Source organism: Pseudomonas sp. HMWF021, assembly GCF_003061005.1.
In the GTDB taxonomy this organism is placed as follows: Bacteria; Pseudomonadota; Gammaproteobacteria; order Pseudomonadales; family Pseudomonadaceae; genus Aquipseudomonas.
This window is the reverse complement of sequence record NZ_QAIK01000028.1, coordinates 1-5,443: the sequence shown is the minus strand read 5'-3', so window position 1 is coordinate 5,443 and position 5,443 is coordinate 1. Positions and strand designations below refer to the sequence as shown.

Here is a 5,443-nt window from a genome sequence, read left to right as displayed (position 1 = left end):
GTCTATTACAGCTCGATGATTCGTGGCGCCTGGGTCGACAGCTATCTGCAGACCCAGGAACTGCTGGGCCTTAAGGAGGGGCAGGGCATCAGCAACGAAGATGCCGCGGACTACAAGGCGTTCGAGACGCGCCTGCAGGAACAGATGGCCAATTACCGCAACACGGTGACCACCGATGAAGACCGGGTCGAGTTCGCCGCGTTCGAGAAAGATCACGACACCTACATGCAGATCCAGGATCAGGTGCTTGATCTGCACAAGCGCAATCTGGAAGCCGAGGCAGTCAAGCTGTTCACCGAGAAGCTGACCCCGGCCTGGTACACCGGCCGCATGAAACTCAATGACATCATTGGCGAGAACAAGAAGGTTGCCGATCAGGCCATGGCCAACATTGATGACGCGGTGGCGGCGGCCAAGGTCAGCATGTTCGTCTCGCTGCTGGTGGCCGTGCTGGCGGCCGGTGCCTGTGGCCTGCTGCTGATGCGCGCGATCATGGCGCCGATGAACCGCATCGTGAAAATTCTCGAAATCATGCGTACCGGCGACTTGAGCAGCCGCCTGAATCTGGACCGCAAGGACGAATTCGGCGCGGTGGAAACCGGCTTCAACGACATGATGACCGAGCTGACTTCGCTGGTGTCCCAGGCCCAGCGCTCCTCGGTGCAGGTGACCACCTCGGTGACCGAGATTGCCGCCACCTCCAAACAGCAACAGGCCACCGCCACCGAAACCGCGGCCACCACCACCGAAATCGGCGCGACCTCGCGGGAAATCGCCGCCACCTCGCGGGATCTGGTGCGCACCATGACCGAAGTGTCCACCGCCGCCGATCAGGCCTCGGTACTTGCCGGGTCGGGCCAGCAAGGGCTGGCGCGCATGGAAGACACCATGCACTCGGTGATGGGCGCGGCGGATCTGGTCAACGCCAAACTGGCGATCCTCAACGAGAAGGCCGGCAACATCAATCAGGTGGTGGTGACCATCGTCAAAGTCGCCGACCAGACCAACCTGCTGTCGCTCAACGCTGCCATCGAGGCCGAGAAGGCCGGTGAATACGGTCGCGGTTTTGCCGTGGTCGCCACCGAAGTGCGACGTCTGGCGGATCAGACCGCCGTCGCCACTTACGACATCGAACAGATGGTCCGCGAGATTCAGTCGGCGGTGTCTGCCGGCGTGATGGGCATGGACAAGTTCTCTGAAGAAGTGCGCCGTGGCATGGCCGAGGTGCAGCAGGTCGGCGAGCAGCTGTCGCAGATCATCCATCAGGTGCAGGCGCTGGCGCCGCGGGTGTTGATGGTCAACGAAGGCATGCAGGCTCAGGCCACCGGTGCCGAACAGATCAACCATGCGCTGGTGCAGTTGGGCGACGCCAGCAGCCAGACCGTCGAGTCGCTGCGTCAGGCCAGTTTCGCCATTGACGAACTGAGCCAGGTGGCCGTCGGGCTGCGCAGCGGCGTTTCGCGATTCAAAGTCTGATGAGCGAAATCACCGCCAAACGCAGCGCTGCGCCCGTGGCGAAGCAGGCGTTGTTCCTGCTGTTTCGCATCGGCAGCGAGCGTTACGCCTTGCGCGCCACCGAGGTGGCGGAAGTGCTGCCGCGCCTGCCGTTGAAGCCGATTGCCCAGGCGCCGAACTGGGTCGCCGGGGTGTTCGCCTATCGCGGTACGGTGGTGCCGGTGATCGATCTGAGTGCGCTGACTTTCGGCCACGCCGCCGAGGCGCGCACCAGCACGCGGCTGGTGCTGGTGCATTACCACCCGGATGAGCTGCAGCCGCCGCGCTGGCTCGGGCTGATCCTCGAACAGGCCACCGACACCCTGCGCTGCAACCCCGACGATTTTCAGCCTTACGGTCTGGACAATCGCCAGACGCCGTACCTCGGCCCGGTGCGCGAAGATGCCCAGGGGCTGGTGCAGTGGGTGCGGGTCAACGACTTGCTGGATGACGCCGTGCGCAGCCTGTTGTTCCCCGCGCCGGATGAGGCGCAGTCATGAGCGGCGACCAACGCTTTTTCGATTTCCTCAAGGAACGCATCGGTCTGGATGTCACCTCGGTGGGGCCGGCGATCATCGAGCGCGCGGTGCGCCAGCGCACGACGCTGTCGCAGGCGGCGCACAGCGATGAATACTGGCAACTGCTGCAAGGCTCGCGTGACGAACAGCAAGCATTGATTGAAGCGGTGATCGTTCCCGAGACCTGGTTTTTCCGTTACCCGGAATCTTTCTCCACCCTCGGCAAACTGGCGCGCAAGCGTCTGGACGAACTGAACAACATGCGCGCGCTGCGCATTCTCAGCCTGCCGTGTTCGACCGGTGAAGAACCTTATTCCATCGCCATGGCGTTGCTCGATGCGGGCCTCAAACCCCATCAGTTCAAGGTCGACGGCATGGACGTCAGTCCGCTGTCGGTGGACAAGGCACGACGGGCGCTGTACGGCAAGAATTCATTTCGGGGTCAGGATCTGGACTTTCGCGAGCGTCACTTCAGTGCCGAACAGGAGGGGCATCGAGTCAACGAAACGGTGCGCGAGCAGGTGCGCTTGCAAGTCGGCAACGTGCTGGATCCTGCGCTGCTCGCCGGTGAGCCGCCGTTCGATTTCGTGTTCTGCCGCAACCTGCTGATCTATTTCGATCAGCCGACCCAGAAGCAAGTCTTCGAAGTGCTCAAGCGTCTGACTCACGTTGACGGCGTGCTGTTCATCGGTCCGGCCGAGGGCAGCCTGCTGGGGCGGCTGGGCATGCGTTCGATCGGCATCCCGCAGTCGTTCGCCTTCAGTCGACACACTGACCCAATGCCGGAGCCGGTGTCATTGCCGACCCCCACACCGTTGCCCGTGCGCCAGCCATCGCGCAGCCCACCGCCGCCACCTGTGGTGCGTCAGCGACCGTTTGCCAGCGTCGCGCCGTTGCCGGTGACCAGCAAAAGCGCCAGCCCGGACGCCGCGACCCTGCTCGCCAACATTGCCGCGCTGGCCAACGAAGGCAAAAGCGCGGAAGCGCGGGCGGCCTGCGAGCAATATCTGCGCAGTCACGAACCGGTGGCGCAGGTGTTCTACTGGCTCGGCCTGCTCAGTGACGTGGCCGGCGCCGCCCTCGAAGCCCAGAGCCATTACCGCAAGGCTTTGTACCTTGAGCCGCAGCATCCCGAAGCGCTGATGCACCTGGCCGCTTTGCTGCAGGCCCAAGGCGACAGCGCCGGTGCCAGACGATTGCAGGAACGCGCCGCGCGCAGCGGCCGCACTGCCGACAGTGAGCGTAAACGATGATCCCGTCCGACACCTTGAACGTCACCCACGAAGACGCCCGGGCCATCGATGATTGCTGGAACCGCATCGGCATTCACGGCGACAAGTCGTGCCCGTTGCTGGCCGAGCACATTCATTGCCGCAACTGCGCGGTGTATTCCGCTGCTGCCACGCGCCTGCTCGACCGTTATGCGTTGCAGCAGGACGAGCGCGATCCGGTCGCCGTGGCGGTTGAAAACGACGTCAAAACCCGTTCGCTGCTGATGTTTCGCCTGGGCGAAGAATGGCTGGGACTGGCGACTCGCAGCCTGGTGGAAGTGGCGCCGCTGCAGGCGATTCACTCGTTGCCGCACCAGCGCTCGCGGGCCTTGCTCGGCGTGGCGAACGTGCGCGGGGCGTTGGTGGCGTGCCTGTCGCTGGTCGAACTGCTTGATCTGGACGTTAACACCGCACCGGTCACCGGCGCGCGGATCATGCCGCGCATGCTGATCATCGCCGCCCACGGCGGGCCGGTGGTGGTGCCGGTGGACGAAGTCGACGGTATCCATGCCATTGACGAGCGCATTCTCGACGCCGCCTCGCGCACCGGTGGTGAACACAACAGCACGGCCAGCGCCAAATACACCCGTGGCGTTTTGCAATTTCGCGGGCGCAGCCTGCGTTGGCTGGATGAAGAACAGTTGCTGTCTGCCGTGACCCGGAGCCTCACATGACCCCCGAGCAAATGCGCGACGCCTCGCTGCTGGAGCTGTTCAGCCTCGAAGCCGAGGCCCAGACCCAGGTCCTCAGCAGCGGGCTGCTGGCGCTGGAGCGCAACCCGACCCAGGCCGATCATCTGGAATCGTGCATGCGTGCGGCGCACTCGCTCAAGGGCGCGGCGCGGATCGTCGGCATCGACAGCGGCGTCAGCGTCGCCCATGTGATGGAAGATTGTCTGGTCAGCGCCCAGGAAGGGCGGCTGTTGCTGCGTCCCGAGCACATCGATGCGTTGTTGCAGGGCACCGATCTGTTGATGCGCATCGCCACGCCCGCCAATGCTCCGCAACCGGCGGACATCGAGGCATTTGTGGCGTTGATGGGCCGCCTGCTCGACCCTGTGGCGTCGCTCGCCCCAAGCACCCCGCCGATGGCCGAATTGCAGATGCAGGCGCCGCCGCCGACTCCGATTGAAACCCCGGCGCCAGTGATCGATACACCGCTGGAAACCTCCGACCCGGCCCCGCGCAAGAACAAGCGCACCACCGAGGGTGGCGAGCGCGTGCTGCGGGTCACCGCCGAGCGCTTGAACAGCCTGCTCGACCTGTCGAGCAAATCGCTGGTCGAAACCCAGCGCCTCAAACCGCATCTGGCGACCATGCAGCGCCTCAAACGCATGCAGAACAATGGTTTGCGGGCGCTGGAAAGCCTCAATGTGCACCTCAAGGAACATGCGCTGAGCCTCGAAGCCCAGGAGGCCCTGGAAGATGCGCGGCGTCTTTTGGCCGAATCCCAACAGTTGCTCGCAGAAAAGAATGCCGAACTGGACGAGTTCGCCTGGCAAGCCAGCCAGCGCGCACAAGTGCTCTACGACACCGCGCTGGCCTGCCGCATGCGCCCATTCGCCGATGTGCTCACCGGGCAAGTGCGCATGGTTCGTGACCTGGGGCGCAGCCTTGGCAAGCAGGTGCGACTGGAGATCGAAGGCGAGAAGACCCAGGTCGATCGTGACGTGCTGGAAAAACTCGAAGCGCCGCTGACCCATCTGCTGCGCAACGCCGTCGATCACGGCATCGAAACCCCGGAACAGCGCCTGCTCAAAGGTAAGTCCGAAGAAGGCATGATCCGCCTGCGTGCCTCACACCAGGCCGGTTTGCTGGTACTGGAATTGAGCGATGACGGCAACGGTGTCGATCTGGAAAAGGTCCGCCGCAGCATCGTCGAGCGTCAGCTGTCGCCGGCAGAAACCGCCGCGCAGTTGAGCGAAGAAGAGCTGCTGACCTTCCTGTTCTTGCCGGGTTTCAGCCTGCGCGACACGGTGACCGAAGTGTCCGGGCGTGGCGTCGGCCTCGACGCGGTGCAGCACATGGTCCGCCAGTTGCGCGGTGCGGTGGTGCTGGAGCAGACAGCGGGCGAGGGCAGCCGCTTTCATCTGGAAGTGCCGCTGACCCTGTCGGTGGTGCGCAGTCTGGTGGTGGAAGTCGGCGAGGAGGCCTACGCGTT

At 64.0% G+C, this 5,443-nt stretch carries 5 protein-coding genes; all 5 read left to right on the top strand.

The window, feature by feature from the left end; translation table 11 throughout:
* The coding region (locus DBR18_RS02970; RefSeq protein ID WP_108589191.1) for a methyl-accepting chemotaxis protein at positions 1-1,476 on the top strand (1,476 nt) is incomplete at its 5' end.
* Complete coding sequence (locus DBR18_RS02965; RefSeq protein ID WP_108589190.1) at positions 1,476-1,994, top strand: chemotaxis protein CheW; 519 nt, start codon at positions 1,476-1,478, stop codon at positions 1,992-1,994. The genes DBR18_RS02970 and DBR18_RS02965, both read left to right, overlap by 1 nt.
* A complete protein-coding gene (locus DBR18_RS02960; protein ID WP_108589189.1) occupies positions 1,991-3,265 on the top strand; it encodes a protein-glutamate O-methyltransferase CheR in 1,275 nt (424 codons plus the stop codon). Before DBR18_RS02965 ends, DBR18_RS02960 begins: the two co-directional genes overlap by 4 nt.
* Complete coding sequence (locus tag DBR18_RS02955; protein WP_108589188.1) at positions 3,262-3,957, top strand: chemotaxis protein CheW; 696 nt, start codon at positions 3,262-3,264, stop codon at positions 3,955-3,957. The genes DBR18_RS02960 and DBR18_RS02955 overlap by 4 nt, the downstream gene beginning before the upstream one ends.
* Positions 3,954-5,443: chemotaxis protein CheA (locus DBR18_RS02950; protein ID WP_146188726.1), on the top strand; the 1,490-nt coding region annotated here is incomplete at its 3' end. The genes DBR18_RS02955 and DBR18_RS02950, both read left to right, overlap by 4 nt.